Origin of the sequence: Enterobacter cloacae complex sp. IR5384 (assembly GCF_049237265.1) — a bacterium.
Lineage (GTDB): Bacteria > Pseudomonadota > Gammaproteobacteria > Enterobacterales > Enterobacteriaceae > Enterobacter > Enterobacter cloacae.
Map to the genome: position 1 here is coordinate 1 of NZ_JBMKHJ010000051.1, position 21,084 is coordinate 21,084.

The 21,084-nt window shown below is 52.5% G+C and carries 14 protein-coding genes; 6 read left to right on the top strand and 8 right to left on the bottom strand.

The window, feature by feature from the left end; genetic code table 11:
- Positions 1-102 precede the first annotated feature (102 nt).
- From ACOTX3_RS24245 to ecpA, 8 genes are all read right to left on the bottom strand, one after another.
- Positions 103-1,395, bottom strand: coding sequence for an EAL domain-containing protein (locus ACOTX3_RS24245; protein WP_250116807.1), 1,293 nt, complete (start codon positions 1,393-1,395; stop codon positions 103-105).
- Between the two features lie 370 nt (positions 1,396-1,765).
- Positions 1,766-2,239: a hypothetical protein gene (locus ACOTX3_RS24250; RefSeq protein ID WP_058678672.1), complete on the bottom strand. Its 474-nt coding sequence runs from the start codon at positions 2,237-2,239 to the stop codon at positions 1,766-1,768.
- Complete coding sequence (locus ACOTX3_RS24255; protein ID WP_038979540.1) at positions 2,214-2,951, bottom strand: winged helix-turn-helix domain-containing protein; 738 nt, start codon at positions 2,949-2,951, stop codon at positions 2,214-2,216. Before ACOTX3_RS24255 ends, ACOTX3_RS24250 begins: the two co-directional genes overlap by 26 nt.
- A 99-nt stretch (positions 2,952-3,050) precedes the next feature.
- Positions 3,051-3,725, bottom strand: a complete 675-nt coding sequence (locus tag ACOTX3_RS24260; protein WP_013097894.1) for a hypothetical protein — start codon at positions 3,723-3,725, stop codon at positions 3,051-3,053.
- 17 nt (positions 3,726-3,742) lie between these two features.
- Positions 3,743-5,359, bottom strand: a complete 1,617-nt coding sequence (locus ACOTX3_RS24265) for a fimbrial protein (protein ID WP_127869220.1) — start codon at positions 5,357-5,359, stop codon at positions 3,743-3,745.
- Positions 5,360-5,363: 4 nt separating this feature from the next.
- Positions 5,364-7,856, bottom strand: a complete 2,493-nt coding sequence (locus ACOTX3_RS24270; protein ID WP_127869221.1) for a TcfC E-set like domain-containing protein — start codon at positions 7,854-7,856, stop codon at positions 5,364-5,366.
- Between the two features lie 54 nt (positions 7,857-7,910).
- Complete coding sequence (locus tag ACOTX3_RS24275; protein WP_038420149.1) at positions 7,911-8,585, bottom strand: hypothetical protein; 675 nt, start codon at positions 8,583-8,585, stop codon at positions 7,911-7,913.
- Between the two features lie 52 nt (positions 8,586-8,637).
- Positions 8,638-9,222: a common pilus major fimbrillin subunit EcpA gene (gene ecpA / locus ACOTX3_RS24280; protein WP_013097898.1), complete on the bottom strand. Its 585-nt coding sequence runs from the start codon at positions 9,220-9,222 to the stop codon at positions 8,638-8,640.
- Positions 9,223-10,012: 790 nt separating this feature from the next.
- Between ecpA and ACOTX3_RS24285 the strand changes: the two genes are divergently transcribed.
- Genes ACOTX3_RS24285 through baeR form a run of 6 tightly spaced genes read left to right on the top strand, consistent with a single transcriptional unit; the run spans position 10,013 to position 20,950 of the window.
- Complete coding sequence (locus ACOTX3_RS24285) at positions 10,013-11,215, top strand: MdtA/MuxA family multidrug efflux RND transporter periplasmic adaptor subunit (protein ID WP_127869181.1); 1,203 nt, start codon at positions 10,013-10,015, stop codon at positions 11,213-11,215.
- Complete coding sequence (locus tag ACOTX3_RS24290; RefSeq protein ID WP_058678667.1) at positions 11,215-14,337, top strand: MdtB/MuxB family multidrug efflux RND transporter permease subunit; 3,123 nt, start codon at positions 11,215-11,217, stop codon at positions 14,335-14,337. The genes ACOTX3_RS24285 and ACOTX3_RS24290 overlap by 1 nt, the downstream gene beginning before the upstream one ends.
- Positions 14,338-17,415 carry a multidrug efflux RND transporter permease subunit MdtC gene (gene mdtC / locus ACOTX3_RS24295; protein WP_013097901.1) on the top strand — a complete coding sequence of 1,026 codons (3,078 nt, stop codon included), beginning with the start codon at positions 14,338-14,340 and terminating at the stop codon, positions 17,413-17,415.
- A complete protein-coding gene (locus ACOTX3_RS24300; protein ID WP_058678666.1) occupies positions 17,416-18,831 on the top strand; it encodes an MFS transporter in 1,416 nt (471 codons plus the stop codon).
- The gene (baeS, locus tag ACOTX3_RS24305; protein ID WP_020690175.1) at positions 18,828-20,231 is read left to right on the top strand and encodes a two-component system sensor histidine kinase BaeS; all 1,404 of its coding nucleotides are present in this window, start codon (positions 18,828-18,830) and stop codon (positions 20,229-20,231) included. The genes ACOTX3_RS24300 and baeS overlap by 4 nt, the downstream gene beginning before the upstream one ends.
- Positions 20,228-20,950 carry a two-component system response regulator BaeR gene (gene baeR, locus ACOTX3_RS24310; RefSeq protein WP_013097904.1) on the top strand — a complete coding sequence of 241 codons (723 nt, stop codon included), beginning with the start codon at positions 20,228-20,230 and terminating at the stop codon, positions 20,948-20,950. The genes baeS and baeR overlap by 4 nt, the downstream gene beginning before the upstream one ends.
- The last annotated feature ends 134 nt before the right edge of the window (positions 20,951-21,084 follow it).

Consider the following 21,084-nt stretch of genomic DNA (forward strand, 5'->3'; position numbering starts at 1 on the left):
TGATGATCTGTTCGTCGGAAAAACGCTTCTTCATGGGGATGTCCTCATGTGGCTTATGAAGACATTACTAACATCGGGGTGTACTAATCAACGGGGAGCAGGTCACACGCCCTCTGCAACAGTACGTAACCCCAGAATGCCAGCCAGATTAATGATCGATTCCAGCATCGGCAGCGTCTGATCTTCTGCATGGATCCCTTTGATAAAGATCTTATCAATCTTAATCACGTCCAGCTCGAGTTCATTCAGACAACACAGATTGGCGTATCCCGTTCCAAAATCATCCAGAGCAAAGAGGACACCCCGGTTACGTAACGAACGGATTAACTCTTTTATTGCAGGCGTGACTACCAGTGTCTGGTTTTCAGTAATCTCAATCATCAATTTTATTGGCAGTGATTCCGTTAATTCCAAAAAATTGAGGCATTCCCAATAGAAAACAGGGTTACTCAAATTTGAGGGGCTCACGTTAAACGCCACAAAAAAAGACTGTCCCTGCCAGGTAATATCGTGATTTAAATGACTCGCGACCTTATTCATCAGATAACTTGTCAGATCGTTTATTTGACCACTAATTTCCGCCAGCGGGATGAACTCACGTTGAGAAATGGCATAGTTGTGGCCTGAAGGCCACCGCGCCAGCACCTCAACGCCACACAGCTCTCCTTTACTTCCGACGATGGGTTGAAAATAAGGCACAATCTCATCATTTTTCAAAGCCAGTGTTAATCTATTAGCTTCGTTGCTATCAAATATACCCTCTGTCATTGTTTGGCTTGTCTTGTTGTCATGTGCCCCCCATCGTTCTGCCAAAAAACCATTTCTGGAAAGATAAATTATAGTCTCATTAAAGTTATCAAAACTCAGGCGATGAGTTATTTTATCTCGATAACGATAGAGCGATTTTGGCGTTAAAGAATTTGCCTTGCAAAATTCTTCCAGCCCCATTTTAGTGAAAGAGGCGTAAATCATCTCTTGTTCAAAATCACTTAAATGAAATCTATCAACGCAGCCCAATGTTGACGGAGCACCCCCCTGCACATTTGACATCAATTTAGTTTTTAGAACAGAAATAAGGCTATTACAGCTTACTTTAGCGTTAACAGACTCACTATTTTCACAGCCTCGATTGATACATTTACTGTCACTCATCGTGAGAACAATACTGTTAACATAGATAAACTGGCTGCTATTTCTTTGCAGCCATTTTTGTATTATACAAAATGGCACTCTGTTATCAATGATTAACAAACAGCTGTTGTACTGTGGCATTAAAATGTCTGAATCAGAAACAAACGTTCCAGAATCAACGAGTACCAGATTAGGCAGAAATGACCTTATTCCTGAGAAAAGATAAATGTCGTAACTGAGCAGAAAGACCTTTTTCGTGTTCATAATTATCACCGTAAAAGTTTAATTGAAAATCGCTTCCTTCTATCGTACAGAGAGAAAGATTATATTTGCTTTGGTTTTCGCAAAACATCCAATGCCCGGTAGACAATATCCGCCTTAATAAAACAAGAACAAGAAATGGTTAATCTTAATGGTCCCTCCCTCCGTCAAGATCATATTTTTTCCACAATGATAAGAATATTTCCGCAGCAGATACAGAAATTTTCCTTATCCTAATACAGTACAAATTAATGCACTTACATTCAGAACCAGACAAAATAAAATAAGAATAAAAAGAAAAATTACAGAATTAATTCCTGTGAAACTCACAAGATGAAGAGAATCACGCCAAAGAGAAGTCCTCATTGTCACGTTACTTTGCTCGACAGACCATCAGCGTGCGCCGTAGATCCCTGACCCCATAAACGTTATCGGTGATATGTATGATCTTGTAATAAAAGAGTTGTTGCTTAGACATGAGCAGGTTGGTTATTTCATCAGGCAAGTCATCGTTATCATTTTTTACCACCGCAATGCGTTGCGTACGCAAATAACCATCACTGTCTTCTCTAAGGAAGCTCAAGGTAGTGGAGCGATTAATAGCATAATGTTTACCGTTAACATCCAGCACCCCAACTTGTGAGAAAGCACCTTCCTCTGCAGAGGAAATCCTCAAAACTAACAAAACCTCACCTTCAATGCTCACCCCCTCTTTTTGAGTATGGAGAAAAACATGGCTTTTAGCCGTACACACAAAAGCCGATGGAATACGAGGGCGATTAAGCAAAAAAAGAAATATCACCATGACCGCAGCGAACATACTAATAAAGATAATTTTCGCACTCATGCACCGTTCCTTTTTGCTCCATTTTACACACGCTAAAGAAATACTCTTTCAGTTTATTACCTGCCGATAGGTTATTGTCATCATAAAATATGATGACTTTATCTCTTCCTTCACAAATGGAACTGTGTTTTTGCCAATTTGGTGAATTCAAAAATCGGGATAACTTCACTGATGAATTATCATCTGTGGTGTAAAAATCACACGAGCCGGATTTCAATATATGTACAACCCCATCGTTATTGCGAAACATTAATATGAGAAAAAAAACCATAACTGCACAGACAGTAAAAGTGAAAACACACCATAGGATAAGCTGCGGCCACCGTCTATACTGAAAAGCCTTATCAACAATATCTAACTGGGTGGTCGTTATTCTTTTACTCTTGATATCATCATTCACGCTGCTGACCCGGGCCTGAAAAAGGAACCCTTCGCGCGGGATCGTGACGATTATATTGTTCAAGCCTAACGATGAAAAAGCTTTGCGCAATATGCTCACGCTTTTATTTAGGCTATGCCCTGAGGGTATCATGCCATGTTTTCCCCAGACCTCTTCGATGATCAGTTCCCGGTTTACTTGCTTATAGTTATTATCAATAAAAAGTTCCAGTAACCTTGAGGTTGGTGCAGAGAGGATAATCCTTTCACCTTGCACACTTAATACCCTCTGCTCTGAATCGTATAAAACCTGACCGTTAATTATTTTTTTCATCCAGATAAACTCTTATTTTTATCTTTGACGAGATTCACATACGATACAGAATATATTCACACCAGATAGTTAGCAATACAAGAATAGTTTGTTCCAATTTTATGAGGCATGTGTAAAACATCCACTACCAACAGGGATATACTTTTGCAAAGCCACTATAAATTTTTTATTTTGTGCTTTCAGTTCGGGGCTTCGGTACGTTTCTCCCGGTAGAATATAGCGAATGGTCGCTTCATCATCGGTCGAATTGCACCCCTTTTGAACAATGATTTTAAAAAAGGTATTTCCTGTATTTTCAAGAACCCCTTTCTGCTCATCCAGCATATAATGCAAATTCATTTTTCGTGGCCGAACAACCAGAATGGTTTCCAGTGCGATAGCTGGTATCGCTTCGCTCTTTTTACCCCTGTTGCGCTCCGGGAAAAGGGTGATGGGCATTTCAGTAAACTGCACACGGTAGTAGCGCTCCTTGTCATCCTGCGGACCACGATAGAAAATCTTGAAAAACTCTCCTGCATCCGGTGCCAGAGAGAAATTAAGCGGTGCAAACAGTAATTCGCCCTCTTCGATAGCCTGGCGACGCTCCCCGCCAGGCCCGGGCTTATCAATTTTCACCGCCGAAATGCTGTAAATATTCTGCTTGTGGCTGTCATTAAAAACACGTTTGCTGATAAAGGATTTATCCGCCGCCATGTCAAAAATGGTTGAATCAAGATACAAGGCGCGTGCGGGCAGGCTAAATAACGCCAGGAGAGCCAAACCAGTAACGATCATAGCCACACGCCATCCGGTCATTTTGTCACCCCTACCCAGTTCGCCATGACTTTTATCTCCCCACTGGCGCTGACCACGCCTTCCCAGTCAGAACCTGATACCGTTAAAGCAGAGCGAGAATCGTCCATCGGAAAGAGCAGTGATAAACGGGTATTGAAGTAACTCCCGTCATCAGTATTGTTGGCGTCCCAGGGCGTTTGTTGCCGCAGAGCATCATTCAGGCTTATGGCCGCTTCACCACAGCTATTTCTTGCCTGAGTCACACTACCTGACTGGTTGTTATACTCAAGATAGGCCGGTATCGGTACACTTACTCCACCTTGTGCGGACGTAAACAGGCAGTACGGCGTGTCATTTAACGTTGTGCTATCGCCAATAACTTGCGCGGTAATGCTGTCAGCCTGGCGAGGGCCTGAAACAGTAACGGTATAATCCATTCTTATTGGCGTATCCTCGCCAATAGTGCCGCTACCGCTAGCAGACGTTGTATTATTAGATGAAATAATACTTATCCCATACTCCTTAGGTACGATATTAAGCTGTAACGAAGGCGTGAACTGGTAATAACCTGACTCAGGTGTTAGAGCGTTAGTAAACGCAAAGGTAAACGGCTGGCTATTCGTAATACTGACGCCCGCATTGACCAGATTTTTGAGAAATGTCTGCGACAAAAAGAGGTACACATATTCACCGCTGGTGGTGAACACGTTGTAATACGCCGTCGATGCACTGAAGTTATACCATGTGGAGCCATTACCGGAATACCGCACGGTGGCCGCTGCAGGGGTAAATCCAAGCGCTGTTGAATCCACATACGCCCTGAACGTCAATGATGCCGTCAGGTTAGCTGTCTGCTGAAGATTATAGCTGACCATTTTGCAGATAACACCGCTCACGTTACTGACGACGCCCAACTCACAAGCACCTGAATCATTGGTAATACTCGGCGTGCCGTCGCTGGCAATCCACAGCTCCTGGAAGGCGCTGGTCGATTCCAGTGCCAGATGGCCGCGTTTGGTTAACGTGTAGTTTACGTAGTTCCAGCGTCCTGAGGACTGATCTTTGCAGCGCTCGCCTGCCGCGTAATCATAATTGACCGAGGTATAACAGCGATTGAAAACATATGTTTCGCTACTTCCGGTGGCCATATTGCGGAAATATTCGTAGGCAGAGTCACTCAGGGAGGCAAACCCATATGCCCCGCCGACCACACCGGCGACAGACCCGACCTGAGCATGGTAGAAACCGTTGCTGTCCGTTCCCTGAGCCGTAATATACCCTGTCGTTGGGCACTGCGTTCCACTGTAGCAACGAATACCGCTAAACGGTCCATCGATTGGGGAATTATCAATCCACATATCCTGATAGTTATTCGCCGGTGCCGTCCAACCTACGTAGCCTAAATAGCCTAGACTTACCTGGGAAGTTCCATATTTCACCCAGGTATTCGACCCGCTGAAACGTGGATCAAGCGAGGAAGGAGTAATAAAGTACTCACCATCAATGGCATTTTCGATAAACATAAAATTATTACTGACAGATCCGGAGGATGTCGCCGTCAACGCTTTCGCTGTAAAGGGTGTTAAGGCACCGACAATGAGTAAAGGAATAATAATATTTGCACTTTTTTTCATAGAATTACCTCTGCGCCATTGTCGATTGCAGTGCACATTTAACATCACCCACCCACGCAGCCCCCCTGGCTTTATCCAGATCCAAATCGGCTTCACAGATACTCCCATTAGCTGATACCAGGGTAATGATGGGATACTTTTTATCGATATCGATCGCAAACTCACCTTTCCCGTCAGTCCGAGTTTTGCCTATGTGATTATGGATATCTGTGTTCGCCGCCAGTTGCCCATCGGGATAGCGGACGCGACCAAATACGGTCACCATACTTTTCACTTCCGGTGCAACAACGCTCACATTCCCTGGATACAAGTTCATCGCGTGTTTGCGTCCGGAAACAATATCGAAGCTGTCTTCGGAGTTCCGGTCGTTCATAATTTCCAGTTTGTATTGCGCATACGGAGGGAGCGCAATAAAGGTCGATTTACCGCTCAGCAGGTAATTGTGGTTATTGACTTTTGCTGCCAGTTTTCCATCGCCTGCCAGACCCGTTTTAACAATGATCCCCGAGCGTTGTCGCTCATTACTCAGACCAACATCACCGCCAGCCCAGGCTATTGCCCCGAGAGAAGAGAAGTTCATGTTAGTCGAGTTATCTGCTGAACGAGTGACAGAGACCGTCCCGGCGTTATATTGGGTGCTGTAACTGACATTGCCATTGACGGAATAATCGTTGCCGTAATTCTGCTCTCCGCTCAGGCGCGTCGAGGCAGAAACGCCTGCTGAGGTGATTGGGCCATCTTTAAACTGTTTACGAGCGCTGATATTGCCCTGCGTCGCACCGTAACGATCGCGCGATGCGCCCACACTTAACCAGGAAGCCAGTGGTAACGAGAAGTCCAGGCTGACATAACGCTCCTGACGACCGTCATCATTCGTGTTGTTATAGAAGTAGCGCTGTACACCCGCCCGCAGACCGACAGTGGCATACCGTCCGGCATAAAGTGTTGTGCTGTAATCTATGTTGCGATACTTATTGCCTGAATAGCGGTTTTCCGTCTGGCTTAGCGTTAGCGATCCTCCGTGTGGAATAACGCTTCCCAGGTTGATCGTGCCGCCAATGGAGTAGTTATCACGTTCTTGCACCGGCAAACGGTCACCAATTTTGCTGTCTTCCCGAGAGGCCCACACTGAGCCAAATCCACCGGGTGCGCTGACATTCACATTGCTGACATTTCGCCAGGTTCCATCATTTGCCAGCATCGTTTGCGCACCCACACTCACGTATTCGTTCACATTTAACGTGATATCAGTTTCGTTAACCGCATTGGAATCAAAACCGTAAAGCGTTGACTTCATATTCAGGCCGGAAAGCACCGCCAGCGTCAGAGAAGCCGCGCCCCCTCCAATCCAGCTCTGTTCACTGCCTAAGTCACGGTAATGATTGCGCTTATAACTGACGCGATCGTAATCAAGCGAACCGCCAAAGACCTGCCATGAGATCTCATGCAGCCCCGCCGCCTGCTGGCGTGAGAAGATTTTATTTACGCGACTCATGCGGGTATTGACCGTGCGCCCATTGACGACAATATCCACCGTAACGTCGTACACCCCGTAAGGGAAACGGCTGGTGTCAATTTCGTAGCTGCCCATGTTAAAGTTCTGAACGCTCAGCAGGCGTCCGTCACGAAATACATGCACCTCCCCTGCTGCCGGTAAAAAGACCGTAATCGGGGTCAGCGAAAGGGAGGTATTTTCGACAACGGTGCTGCCTTTATTTCCGTAGCTTGCACCGTAGATTTTTCCGCCGTTTAAGGCGTTAAGACTGGCAATAGACTGGACATTCCACGTATCAAGCATTCCTAATGCCAGGCGATAACCTTCGTAATCGCGCTCGTACATCGCCCGATAAACGTTGCTGGAACCATTACTTTCACCAATACCATATACCGAACCATTAATATTAAAATGGTGCTCACGAAGTGACGTTGTATTATCCAGCGTTAAATAGCTGCGGGAACTGTTGCCGTTTTGATAATCATTGTAATAGGTACCAAAACTGTAATTGAGCACGTTAGTTAACCGGTCAACGCTTGACGGACCTAACAAGGAGCTGCGCGCCACAACAGCCTCGGTCAACGCGTCCCTGCTGACGATCATCTCCAGGTGGAACGATGAAATGTTCAGTTGAAGACGTGCTTCAGGCGTAAGGGCAATAGCGGTGTTGTCTTTAAATTTCACATTGCCTATTTTTTCTACCATCTCGCGCGTTTTATCCGCCAGCACAGCATTGTTTGGCAAGTCAGAAACCATTATCGATTTGACTGTAATATTCCCGTCAACCAATGAGATCAACGCATCAGCAATTTTTTGCTGGCTTTTTTCGTCCGTCTCTTGATACCGAATAAACACCGGAACTGTCATCCCTTGCTCCAGAGAGCGCGCAAAAGTACCAGGAATGACATAATGACCAATTTTAACGGGGGCGGAATGAACTGCCCCTGGTGTTAACGCTAAAGAGAGAAATACACTCCCTCCAATAAAATATTTAAATGACATATGCATCCTTACACTTCAGCATTTTATTATTGGCACCGGTAATGGCGTCGTGCATTACTTCACTGTAATAAATTGCTTGCCATGCCAAATGCCAATACGAGTGCGGCTGTTTGATACATCGCTTTTTTGAAGCCTTATTTTGGTTCCAGGCATAACGTAATAGCGTTCCCGGCATCCCCGCCCCTGGTCCTGAGTGGGATCCTTACACACGCCATAGGCAATCACGCGGAAAGAGACATTGCCTGTGTTGATGATTAAATCGTCCTGACGACTGTAGTTGAAGCGCTCATTACGCGGAGCTACAACTAAAATAGTCCCAATTTCCGCTGAAGCCGTTGCCGTCGCGGCTTTGCCCGCTTTCGTTGCTGCGCTTTCGCTCACAGGTTCATCAATCCATTGCAGGCGATAATAGCGTTCTTTATCATCCTCTGGCCCTTTATAGAAAAAGCGGAAAACATCTTTCGCGTCGCCTGGAAGAATAAGGCTGGCGGGTGTAGACAGTAATTCGCCTGGATTAATGCTTATTTCGGTGCCATCAGGCAACGGTGATGAGAGTCGTTTCACCGTAACGCTGACATAGCGTGCGGAATTCGTCGTGTTGATAATTTCTTTCGATAATGAACTCTGCTCGGAAGTCATTATCGACGTGATATCACCCACATTAATTGCCCAACTGGAAAAAGACGTAGCGATCCCCGCCAATATGGCAAAGGGTAAATATTTATTCATCAGTACATTCCTAAGAAATTCGGGAGAAAAATCTCCCGAATTTTTTCATTCATTACGCAGGCGTGGTCCAGGTCGCGTTGAACTGTACTTTCACATCGCCTGTCCAGTAGCCATCAGGCAAAGCAGAATAGTCAGTGACAGCTGTTGAACCATCAGACGTCGCAGAGGCGATAGAGAACTTAAAGCTGGACTGATCGCTCACGCGTTCAGCACCGTTATAAGCACCGTCAGCCATCAGACTTTCCAGACCAGAAGTTGATGAGGCATTAACCAGAACGGTTTCAGCGGAACTGGAAAGTGCATTACCGTTCCAGGCAACACCGACATCCAGAGTAGATGCATCGCCGCTTGCATTGGTTAGGGTATTGCTAATGACCTGTGCAGTCAGTTCAAAGTCGGTTGCACTTTCCTGTCCCTGGATCGTAATGTCAAAAGCACCATCCTGAGTATTAAAAGCATTCAGACCTTCCGCATACTGGAATGTCAGGGAGTTCAGCGGAGTAACAACCAGCATGCTAGTTGTATCTTTTGTTGCTGTAGCATCCCATGACGCAGTGGCAGATGCAGTAACATCAGCCATTGCATTTGCTGCTGCGAAAACAGAAACCAGAGAGGCCACCAGTAATAATTTTTTCATTTTCTTCTCCTAAGAACAAACGCGCAACCTGGCACTTTTCATAATAAGTAACCGGGAAGCTCCATTTAATTGCGAGCGAGAATTGCCGCGCCGAAAAATTATGTTCCGAGATATTGTTAACAGCAACAGCATGAAATTATCAAATCCTCAACATCATTAGGAATTTTCTTGTCTGGAAGATAAGTAAATGCCTACAGATTAGAGTTTAAAACCATAAAAATTCATAATTAAGTTTTTAAATCTAAAAAATAATCACATTAAAGAATTTGCATCCATTCTTGCTTTTTGATGCAAATCAAAATTAAAAAAAGATTCAAAGGATTAAAAAACATTTCAAATCAATAAACTATGAAAACCCTCAGAAAAGAAAAAACTTGTTAAAAAAATGCTACAAAAACAACCCATTTTAGTAAAAAATGAAATATTCCTAACGCAAATAAATAAATCAAGGAAAATTCTTATACGCAACCTAAAAGTAATAACGCACGAGAAATTCATTATTTTTGTGGTTATTTATAAAAATAAGAATATTCCGCGAATAATATAAAAATCCTGGTATTCGAATGATACGGTTTATTTCGCGCATTTATCACAACGTGTTGCTGTTCTTCGGCGCTTTCACTCAAAGCGATGAGATAGCATCTTATGCCCGTGCACATGGTGTCACATTGCCCTCTCCGCCATTCAGACAATTCCCGACAGTCTTCCATATTTCCTCCATTTTTCTGCCGACTGACCTGACTAAACTAGTATCATTCCCCGAAGTGTTTCAGGATGAGAACGTATAACGATGAAAGGCAGTCATAAAACCCGCTGGGCAATCGCCGCTGGCATCATTGTGGTGGTCCTTGCCGCCGCCTGGTACTGGCACACTCAATCCGCCGAGCCTTCTACTCCGGCAGGGGCCAGCAGTCAGTCAAAACGCCCTGCGGGCGGGGGTCGTCACGGTATGCGCGGCGGCGCGCTGGCACCGGTTCAGGCGGCCACCGCGGTGAATAAAGCCGTGCCTCGCTATCTCACAGGCCTGGGGACCATTACCGCCGCCAACACCGTTACGGTACGCAGCCGCGTCGACGGTCAGCTCATGGCGATCCACTTCCAGGAAGGTCAGCAGGTGAAAGCTGGCGATTTACTGGCCGAGATCGACCCAAGCCAGTTCAAAGTCGCCCTTGCCCAGGCTCAGGGGCAGCTTGCAAAAGACAAAGCCACGCTCGCTAACGCCCGGCGCGATCTGGCGCGCTATCAGCAGCTGGTGAAAACCAATCTGGTCTCTCGTCAGGAGCTGGACACGCAGCAATCGCTGGTCAGCGAAACGCAGGGCACCATCAAAGCTGACGAGGCCGCGGTGGCCAGCGCACAGCTGCAGCTTGACTGGAGCCGCATCACCGCGCCAATTGACGGGCGCGTTGGCCTCAAGCAGGTCGATATTGGCAACCAGATCTCAAGCGGTGATACCACGGGCATCGTGGTCATAACCCAGACCCACCCAATTGATTTAGTCTTCACTCTGCCAGAAAGCGAAATTGCGACGGTGGTGCAGGCGCAGAAAGCCGGAAAGGGGCTGGTGGTGGAAGCCTGGGACCGTACCAACAAGCAGAAGTTGAGCGAAGGTTCTTTGCTTAGCCTGGATAACCAGATCGACACCACCACCGGCACCATCAAGCTGAAAGCGCGCTTTAACAACCAGGACGACGCCCTCTTCCCGAATCAGTTTGTAAATGCACGCATGCTGGTGGCGACCGAAGAAAACGCGGTGGTGATCCCCACCGCCGCGCTGCAGATGGGCAACGAAGGTAACTTCGTCTGGGTGCTGAACAGCGACAATAAAGTCAGCAAGCACCTGGTGAAAACCGGGATTCAGGACAGCCAGACGGTTGTGATCAGCGCCGGACTCTCTGCGGGCGACCGCGTGGTGACGGACGGTATCGATCGTCTGACCGAAGGCGCCAAAGTCGAAGTGGTTGAACCCGCGAAACAGGGAGCGAACTCCTGATGCAGGTCATGCCGCCAGGCGCAACAGGTGGGCCATCACGCCTGTTTATTCTGCGCCCTGTTGCCACCACGCTGCTGATGGTGGCGATCCTGCTCGCCGGGATTATTGGCTATCGCTTCCTGCCCGTCTCGGCGCTGCCGGAAGTGGATTACCCCACCATTCAGGTCGTTACCCTCTATCCTGGCGCCAGCCCGGATGTGGTGACCTCCGCCATTACCGCTCCGCTGGAACGCCAGTTTGGTCAGATGTCGGGCCTGAAACAGATGTCATCGCAAAGCTCCGGTGGGGCATCGGTGGTAACGCTGCAGTTCCAGCTCTCGCTGTCACTGGACGTGGCCGAGCAGGAGGTGCAGGCTGCGATCAACGCCGCCACCAACCTGCTGCCGTCAGACCTGCCTAACCCGCCGGTCTACAGCAAAGTAAACCCGGCGGATCCGCCGATCATGACCCTTGCTGTCACCTCTTCCGCCATGCCAATGACCCAGGTGGAAGACATGGTCGAAACCCGCGTGGCACAGAAAATTTCCCAGGTCTCCGGCGTCGGGCTGGTAACGCTGGCGGGCGGACAACGCCCGGCGGTGCGCGTGAAGCTTAACGCGCAGGCCATCGCTGCGCTGGGGCTGACCAGCGAAACCATCCGCACCGCCATCAGCAACGCCAACGTCAACTCGGCGAAAGGCTCGCTGGACGGCCCCACCCGCGCCGTGACGCTCTCGGCCAACGATCAGATGCAGTCTGCCGATGAGTACCGTCAGCTGATTATTGCCTACCAGAACGGTGCGCCGGTACGTCTGGGTGACGTCGCCACCGTTGAGCAAGGCGCGGAAAACAGCTGGCTGGGTGCGTGGGCCAACAAACAGCAGGCGATTGTGATGAACGTGCAGCGCCAGCCGGGCGCTAACATCATTGAAACCGCCGACAGCATTCGCACCATGCTCCCGCAGCTTATCGAAAGCCTGCCAAAATCGGTCACGGTGAAGGTGCTTTCCGACCGCACCACCAACATTCGCGCGTCGGTTACCGATACCCAGTTTGAGCTAATGCTGGCGATTGCGCTGGTGGTGATGATCATCTATCTGTTCCTGCGCAACGTACCTGCAACCATCATTCCCGCCGTTGCCGTGCCGCTCTCGCTGGTGGGAACATTTGCCGTGATGGTGTTCCTCGATTTTTCGATCAACAACCTGACGCTGATGGCGCTCACCATCGCCACCGGCTTCGTGGTGGATGATGCTATCGTTGTGATCGAAAACATCTCGCGCTATATCGAGAAAGGCGAAAAACCGCTGGCCGCTGCGCTGAAAGGTGCGGGCGAGATCGGATTTACCATTATCTCGCTGACCTTCTCCCTGATTGCGGTGCTGATCCCGCTGCTGTTTATGGGCGATATCGTCGGGCGGCTGTTCCGCGAGTTTGCCGTCACGCTGGCGGTCGCCATTCTGATCTCTGCCGTGGTGTCGCTGACCCTGACGCCAATGATGTGCGCCCGCATGCTGAGCCATGAATCCCTGCGCAAGCAAAACCGTTTCTCTCGCGCCTCTGAGCGGATGTTCGAACGGATCATTGCCGCTTACGGCCGGGTGCTGGCAAAAGTGCTTAACCACCCGTGGGCGACGCTCGGCGTGGCACTCGGCACGCTGGCACTCAGCGTCATGCTGTGGATCGTTATCCCGAAAGGCTTTTTCCCCATCCAGGACAACGGCATTATTCAGGGCACGCTTCAGGCGCCCCAGTCGGTCTCCTTCGCCAGTATGGCGCAGCGTCAGCAGCAGGTCTCTGACATCATCATGAAAGATCCGGCGGTGGAAAGCCTGACCGCGTATGTGGGCGTCGATGGCACCAACCCGTCGCTGAACAGTGCGCGTCTGCAAATCAACCTCAAGCCGCTGGATGACCGCGACGATCGGGTCAACGCCGTTATTGAGCGGCTGCAAACTGCCGTGGCGCGCGTGCCGGGGATTGAACTTTACCTGCAGCCAATTCAGGATTTGACCATCGATACCCAGGTCAGCCGCACGCAGTACCAGTTCACGCTTCAGGCCACCAGCCTTGATGCGCTGAGCACGTGGGTACCGCAACTGGTCAACAAACTCAAGGCGCTGCCGCAGCTTTCTGACGTCAGCAGCGACTGGCAGGACAAAGGGCTGGCGGCATATGTGAATGTCAATCGCGATACTGCCAGCCGGCTGGGCATCACCATGTCCGACGTGGACAACGCGCTCTATAACGCCTTTGGTCAGCGCCTCATCGCCACCATTTATACCCAGGCGAATCAGTATCGCGTGGTGCTGGAACACAACACCGATAACACGCCCGGCCTGGCCGCGCTGGACTCGGTGCGCCTGACCAGCAAAGACGGTGGTATTGTGCCGTTAAGCGCCATTGCCAGCGTGGAGGAGCGTTATACGCCGCTGTCGATTAACCATCTCGATCAGTTCCCGTCCACCACCATCTCGTTCAACGTACCGGACAACTATTCGCTGGGTGAAGCGGTCGAGGCCATTCTGGGCGCGGAGAAAGAACTCAACTTCCCGTCTGATATTCAGACCCAGTTCCAGGGCAGCACCCTGGCGTTCCAGGCTGCGCTGGGCAATACCATCTGGCTGATCGTGGCTGCCGTGGTGGCGATGTACATCGTCCTTGGGGTGCTGTACGAAAGCTTTATCCACCCAATCACCATCCTCTCTACCCTGCCGACTGCCGGGGTGGGTGCGCTACTGGCCCTGATGCTGGCGGGCAGCGAACTGGACGTCATCGCCATTATCGGCATCATTCTGCTTATCGGGATCGTGAAGAAAAACGCCATCATGATGATCGACTTCGCCCTGGCCGCCGAGCGCGAGCAGGGCATGTCGCCGCGAGACGCCATCTTCCAGGCCTGTCTGTTGCGTTTTCGTCCGATCCTGATGACCACGCTGGCGGCCCTGCTGGGCGCGCTGCCGCTGATGCTCAGCACCGGCGTCGGTGCAGAGCTGCGCCGTCCGCTGGGTATCGGCATGGTCGGCGGCCTGCTGGTGAGCCAGGTGCTGACGCTATTCACCACGCCGGTGATTTACCTGCTGTTTGACCAACTGGCCCTGTGGACTAAAAGCCGCTTCCCGAAACGTGAAGAGGAGGCGTAAGTGAAGTTTTTCGCCCTCTTCATTTACCGCCCGGTGGCGACGATTTTAATCTCGCTCGCCATTACGCTGTGCGGCGTGCTGGGCTTCCGCCTGCTGCCGGTGGCCCCCCTGCCGCAGGTGGATTTTCCGGTGATCATGGTCAGCGCATCGCTGCCGGGCGCGTCGCCGGAGACCATGGCCTCGTCGGTTGCCACGCCACTGGAACGCTCGCTCGGGCGAATTGCGGGGGTCAACGAGATGACCTCCAGCAGCTCGCTCGGCAGCACGCGCATCATTCTGGAGTTCAGCTTCGACCGGGATATTAACGGTGCGGCGCGCGACGTGCAGGCGGCGATCAACGCCGCGCAAAGCCTGCTGCCGAGCGGAATGCCAAGCCGCCCGACCTACCGTAAAGCCAACCCGTCCGACGCGCCGATCATGATCCTGACGCTGACCTCGGACACCTATTCCCAGGGGCAGCTCTACGACTTTGCGTCGACCCAGCTGGCGCAGACGATCTCACAAATAAACGGCGTGGGTGACGTGAGCGTTGGCGGTAGCTCCCTGCCCGCCGTGCGCGTCGGCCTGAACCCGCAGGCGCTGTTTAACCAGGGCGTGTCGCTGGATGACGTGCGCTCCGCCATCAGCAGCGCCAACGTGCGCAGGCCGCAGGGGGCGATAGAGAGCAACAGCCACCGCTGGCAGATCCAGACCAACGACGAGCTCAAAACCGCCGCCGAATATCAGCCGCTCATCATCCACTACAATAACGGCGCGGCGGTACGTTTAAGCGACGTAGCCAGCGTCACCGACTCGGTGCAGGACGTGCGCAACGCCGGGATGACCAACGCCAAACCGGCCATCTTGCTGATGATCCGCAAGCTGCCGGAAGCCAATATTATTGAAACGGTAAACAGCATTCGCGCGCGTCTGCCGGAGTTACAGAAGACCATCCCGGCCGCTATTGATCTGCAGATTGCCCAGGATCGTTCGCCGACCATTCGCGCCTCGCTTGAAGAGGTGGAACAGACGCTGGTGATCTCCGTCGGGCTGGTGATCCTGGTGGTGTTCCTGTTTCTGCGCTCGGGCCGCGCAACGCTTATTCCCGCCGTTGCGGTACCGGTGTCGCTGATTGGTACCTTCGCCGCCATGTACCTGTGCGGTTTTAGCCTGAACAACCTGTCGCTGATGGCGCTGACCATCGCCACCGGCTTTGTGGTGGATGACGCCATCGTGGTGCTGGAGAATATTTCCCGCCATCTGGAAGCCGGGGTAAAACCGCTGCAGGCCGCCCTGCAGGGCACGCGCGAAGTGGGCTTTACGGTACTCTCCATGAGCCTGTCGCTGGTGGCGGTATTCCTGCCGCTGCTGCTGATGGGCGGGCTGCCGGGGCGACTGCTGCGCGAATTTGCCGTCACCCTTTCGGTGGCTATCGGCATCTCGCTGATTATCTCGCTAACGCTCACGCCAATGATGTGCGGCTGGATGCTTAAGCGCAGCAAACCGCACTCGCAGCCGCGTCGTAAAGGGTTTGGCCGTTTCCTGTTGGCAATGCAGGAAGGGTACGGAAAATCGCTGAAGTGGGTGCTCAACCACACGCGGCTGGTTGGTCTGGTGCTTGTCGGCACCATCGCGCTCAACGTCTGGCTGTATATCTCCATCCCGAAAACCTTCTTCCCGGAGCAGGACACCGGCGTGCTGATGGGCGGCATCCAGGCTGACCAGAGTATTTCCTTCCAGGCGATGCGCGGCAAGCTGCAGGATTTTATGAAGATCATCCGCGAAGACAAGGCGGTGGATAACGTCACCGGCTTTACCGGCGGGTCACGCGTTAACAGCGGGATGATGTTTATCACCCTTAAGCCGCGCGGCGAGCGCAATGAAACGGCGCAGCAGGTGATAGACCGGCTGCGAATGAAGCTCGCCAAAGAGCCAGGCGCCAACCTGTTTTTGATGGCCGTTCAGGATATCCGCGTGGGCGGACGTCAGGCGAACGCCAGCTACCAGTACACCCTGCTCTCTGACGATCTGGCCGCGCTGCGCGAGTGGGAGCCCAAAATCCGTAAAGCGCTGGCCGCCCTGCCGCAGCTGGCGGACGTGAACTCCGATCAGCAGGACAACGGGGCAGAGATGGCGTTGACCTACGATCGTGAAACCATGTCGCGGCTGGGCATTAACGTTGAAGCCGCCAACAGTCTGCTGAACAACGCCTTTGGCCAGCGCGAGATTTCCACCATCTATCAGCCAATGAACCAGTACAAGGTGGTGATGGAAGTGGACCCGCGCTATACCCAGGACATCAGCGCGCTGGATAAAATGTTTGTCATTAACAACGACGGTAAAGCGATACCGCTCTCTTACTTCGCCAGCTGGCGGCCCGCTAACGCGCCGCTCTCTGTGAACCATCAGGGGCTGTCGGCAGCGTCCACGATCTCCTTTAACCTGCCCACCGGTTCGTCGCTTTCCGAGGCCAGCGAGGCCATCGACCGTGCCATGACCCAGCTCGGCGTGCCCTCGACCGTGCGCGGCAGTTTTGCCGGGACCGCGCAGGTCTTCCAGGAGACGATGAATTCGCAGGTGATTTTGATTCTGGCGGCCATTGCCACGGTCTATATCGTGCTTGGCGTGCTGTATGAGAGCTATGTTCATCCGCTGACCATTCTCTCGACGCTACCATCGGCAGGCGTGGGGGCGTTGCTGGCGCTGGAGCTGTTTGGCGCGCCCTTTAGCCTCATCGCCTTAATCGGGATCATGCTGTTAATTGGTATTGTGAAGAAAAACGCCATCATGATGGTGGACTTTGCGCTGGAGGCTCAGCGTAACGGCAACCTGACGCCAGAAGAGGCAATTTTCCAGGCCTGCCTGCTGCGTTTTCGTCCGATCATGATGACCACGCTGGCGGCGCTGTTTGGCGCGCTGCCGCTGGTGATCTCCGGTGGCGATGGTTCAGAGCTGCGCCAGCCGCTGGGGATCACTATTGTCGGTGGGCTGGTGATGAGTCAGCTCCTGACGCTCTACACCACGCCGGTGGTCTATCTGTTCTTTGACCGCCTGCGGCTGCGTTTTTCACGTAAAAACAGAACCACGGTGACCGGGTAAATGACTGATCTTCCCAGTAACGTTCGCTGGCAATTATGGATAGTGGCCTTCGGCTTTTTTATGCAGTCGCTGGATACTACCATCGTCAACACCGCCCTCCCCTCAATGGCAAAAAGCCTGGGGGAGAGCCCGCTGCATATGCATATGGTGATTGTCTCCTACGTGCTGACCGTTGCCGTGATGCTCCCTGCCAGCGGCTGGCTGGCGGACAAAGTGGGGGTGCGCAATATCTTCTTCACCGCTATCGTGCTGTTTACCGCGGGTTCGCTGTGTTGCGCGATGGCGAATACGCTGGATCAGCTGGTGATGGCACGCGTTCTGCAGGGCGTCGGTGGGGCTATGATGGTGCCAGTCGGGCGACTGACGGTGATGAAAATCGTCCCGCGCGAGCAGTATATGGCGGCAATGACCTTTGTGACCTTACCAGGCCAGGTGGGTCCGCTGCTTGGTCCGGCGCTGGGCGGCATACTTGTGGAATATGCCTCCTGGCACTGGATTTTCCTCATCAACCTGCCGGTGGGCATTATTGGTGCTATCGCCACCCTGGCGTTGATGCCCAACTATACCCTGCAGACGCGGCGCTTTGATGTAGTCGGTTTTCTGTTGCTCGCCACCGGTATGGCGACGCTGACCCTCGCTCTCGACGGGCAAAAAGGGCTGGGAATCTCCTCACTGACGCTCGCCATTCTGATCGTTATCGGGATGAGCGCCATTTTGTGGTATCTGTGGCATGCCAGAGGAAACGACCGGGCGCTGTTCAGCCTGACGCTGTTTAAAAACCCTACCTACCGGCTTGGCCTGTTCGGAAGTTTTGCGGGGCGCGTGGGCAGCGGCATGCTGCCGTTTATGACACCCGTGTTCCTGCAAATCGGTATGGGCTTTTCACCGTTTCACGCGGGGCTGATGATGATCCCGATGGTGCTGGGCAGCATGGGAATGAAGCGCATTGTGGTGCAGGTGGTTAACCGCTTTGGCTATCGCCACGTGCTGGTCACCGCCACGCTGGGGCTGGCACTGGTCAGCCTGCTGTTTATGGCCGTAGCGCTGATGGGCTGGTACTACGCCCTGCCGCTGGTGCTGTTCTGCCAGGGCATTATTAACTCCATGCGCTTCTCGTCGATGAACACCCTGACGCTGAAGGATCTGCCGGACGAACTGGCAAGCAGCGGCAACAGTCTGCTGTCGATGATCATGCAGCTCTCCATGAGCGTGGGGGTCACCATTGCCGGTTTACTGCTCGGCATGTACGGTCAGCACCATCTCAGCATCGACACGCCGGTGGCGCATCAGGTCTTTTTATACACGTATCTCAGCATGGCGGTTATCATCGCCCTGCCCGCTTTCATCTTCGCCCGTGTGCCGGATGATACCCGTAAGAACGTCGTTATCCGGCGCAGTAAAAGGAGTGGATCATGAAATTCTGGCGTCCGGGCATTACCGGTAAGCTCTTTCTGGCAATTTTTGCCACCTGTATTGTCCTGCTGATCACCATGCACTGGGCCGTGCGGCTCAGCTTTGAGCGCGGTTTTATCGATTACATTAAGCATGGTAATGAGCAGCGCCTGCAGGGTTTGAGTGATGCACTGAGCGAGCAGTATGCCCAGCACGGGAACTGGCGTTTTTTGCGCAACAATGACCGTTTTATCTTCCAGATCCTGCGCTCGCTGGAGCACGATAGCGGCGATGACCGCCCCGGCCCGGGCATGCCGCCCCACGGCTGGCGCACCCAGTTCTGGGTGATCGACCAGGATATGCGCACGCTGGTTGGCCCTCGTGCGCCCATCCCCCCGGACGGCACCCGGCGGGCAATCAAAGTGAATAACGCTACCGTCGGCTGGGTTATCGCCTCGCCAGTGGAGCGCCTGACGCGTAACACCGATATCAACTTCGATCGTCAGCAGCGCCGGGCCAGTTGGCTGATCGTCATCCTCTCCACGCTGCTGGCCGCGCTTGCCACCTTCCCGCTGGCGCGGGGCCTGCTCGCCCCGGTGAAAAGGCTGGTGGAAGGCACGCATAAACTGGCCGCCGGGGATTTCTCCACCCGCGTGGACACGCGCAGCCAGGATGAGCTGGGCAAGCTGGCGCAGGATTTTAACCAGCTCGCCAGTACGCTGGAGAAAAACCAGCAGATGCGTCGCGATTTTATGGCCGATATTTCACACGAGCTGCGCACCCCGCTGGCAGTGCTGCGCGGCGAACTGGAGGCCATTCAGGACGGCGTACGCAAGTTCACGCCCGAATCCGTGGCCTCGCTGCAGGCGGAAGTGGGTACGCTGACCAAACTGGTAGACGATTTGCACCAGCTCTCCATGTCAGACGAAGGGGCGCTGGCCTATCAGAAAGCACCGGTGGACGTAATCAACATTCTGGAGGTTATCAGCGGGGCTTTCCGCGAGCGTTTTGCCAGCCGCAACCTGACCATTGACCTCTCCCTGCCGGACAGCGCGGTGGTGTTTGGCGATAAAGATCGTCTGATGCAGCTTTTCAACAACCTGCTGGAAAACAGCCTGCGCTACACCGACAGCGGTGGCGGACTGCACATCTCCGGCAGACAAGAAAACGGCCGCTTCGCCCTCACCTTTGCCGACTCCGCTCCCGGCGTGCAGGATGCGCAGCTGGAAAAACTGTTTGAACGTTTTTATCGCACCGAAGGCTCCCGCAACCGTGCCAGCGGCGGCTCCGGGCTGGGACTGGCGATTTGCGTTAATATCGTCGAGGCGCACAATGGCACCCTGCGTGCCGCCCATTCGCCTTTTGGCGGGGTTAGCATTACAGTAGAGTTACCGCTGGAACGGGATTTATCGAGAGAAGCATGACCGAATTACCGATTGACGAAAACACGCCACGCATTTTGATTGTGGAAGACGAGCCTAAGCTTGGACAGTTACTGATCGACTATTTACGTGCGGCCAGCTACGCCCCGTCGCTTATCAGCCATGGCGATCAGGTGTTACCGTACGTGCGCCAGACGCCGCCGGATCTGATCCTGCTGGATCTGATGCTCCCCGGCACCGATGGCCTGACCCTGTGCCGGGAAATTCGTCGCTTCTCCGACGTGCCGATCGTCATGGTGACGGCAAAAATCGAAGAGATCGACCGCCTGCTGGGACTCGAAATTGGCGCGGACGATTACATCTGCAAACCCTACAGCCCGCGTGAAGTGGTCGCCCGCGTGAAAACCATTCTGCGTCGCTGTAAACCGCAGCGCGAGCTTCAGGTACTGGACGCCGAAAGCCCGCTGATTGTTGATGAGAGCCGCTTCCAGGCCAGCTGGCGCAGCAAGCTTCTCGATCTCACGCCTGCTGAGTTCCGCCTGCTGAAAACCCTTTCCCACGAGCCGGGGAAAGTGTTCTCTCGCGAGCAGCTGCTCAACCACCTGTATGACGATTACCGCGTAGTGACAGACCGCACCATCGACAGCCACATCAAAAACCTGCGCCGTAAGCTGGAGGCGCTCGACGCCGAACAGTCATTTATTCGCGCGGTGTATGGCGTGGGATACCGCTGGGAAGCGGATGCGTGCAGGATTGCATAGCTAAACGCCCCCTCACCCTAACCCTCTCCACTGTACGGTCCGGGGACATAGTGAACACTTGTTCGGGGACATGGTAGACACTTACAACTAAGGCATAAGAACCCGTTTATGGAGTCGCTTATGCCCTGGGATGC

Coding starts and splice junctions, on each gene's coding strand:
- ACOTX3_RS24265 (WP_127869220.1), bottom strand. CDS start 5,359: ATGAAAAAAAGTGCAAATATTATTATTCCTTTACTCATTGTCGGTGCC.
- ACOTX3_RS24300 (WP_058678666.1), top strand. CDS start 17,416: ATGACTGATCTTCCCAGTAACGTTCGCTGGCAATTATGGATAGTGGCC.
- ACOTX3_RS24285 (WP_127869181.1), top strand. CDS start 10,013: ATGAAAGGCAGTCATAAAACCCGCTGGGCAATCGCCGCTGGCATCATT.
- ACOTX3_RS24255 (WP_038979540.1), bottom strand. CDS start 2,951: ATGAAAAAAATAATTAACGGTCAGGTTTTATACGATTCAGAGCAGAGG.
- ACOTX3_RS24275 (WP_038420149.1), bottom strand. CDS start 8,585: ATGAATAAATATTTACCCTTTGCCATATTGGCGGGGATCGCTACGTCT.
- ACOTX3_RS24260 (WP_013097894.1), bottom strand. CDS start 3,725: ATGATCGTTACTGGTTTGGCTCTCCTGGCGTTATTTAGCCTGCCCGCA.
- ACOTX3_RS24290 (WP_058678667.1), top strand. CDS start 11,215: ATGCAGGTCATGCCGCCAGGCGCAACAGGTGGGCCATCACGCCTGTTT.
- ACOTX3_RS24270 (WP_127869221.1), bottom strand. CDS start 7,856: ATGTCATTTAAATATTTTATTGGAGGGAGTGTATTTCTCTCTTTAGCG.
- ACOTX3_RS24250 (WP_058678672.1), bottom strand. CDS start 2,239: ATGAGTGCGAAAATTATCTTTATTAGTATGTTCGCTGCGGTCATGGTG.
- ecpA (WP_013097898.1), bottom strand. CDS start 9,222: ATGAAAAAATTATTACTGGTGGCCTCTCTGGTTTCTGTTTTCGCAGCA.
- baeR (WP_013097904.1), top strand. CDS start 20,228: ATGACCGAATTACCGATTGACGAAAACACGCCACGCATTTTGATTGTG.
- ACOTX3_RS24245 (WP_250116807.1), bottom strand. CDS start 1,395: ATGAACACGAAAAAGGTCTTTCTGCTCAGTTACGACATTTATCTTTTC.
- baeS (WP_020690175.1), top strand. CDS start 18,828: ATGAAATTCTGGCGTCCGGGCATTACCGGTAAGCTCTTTCTGGCAATT.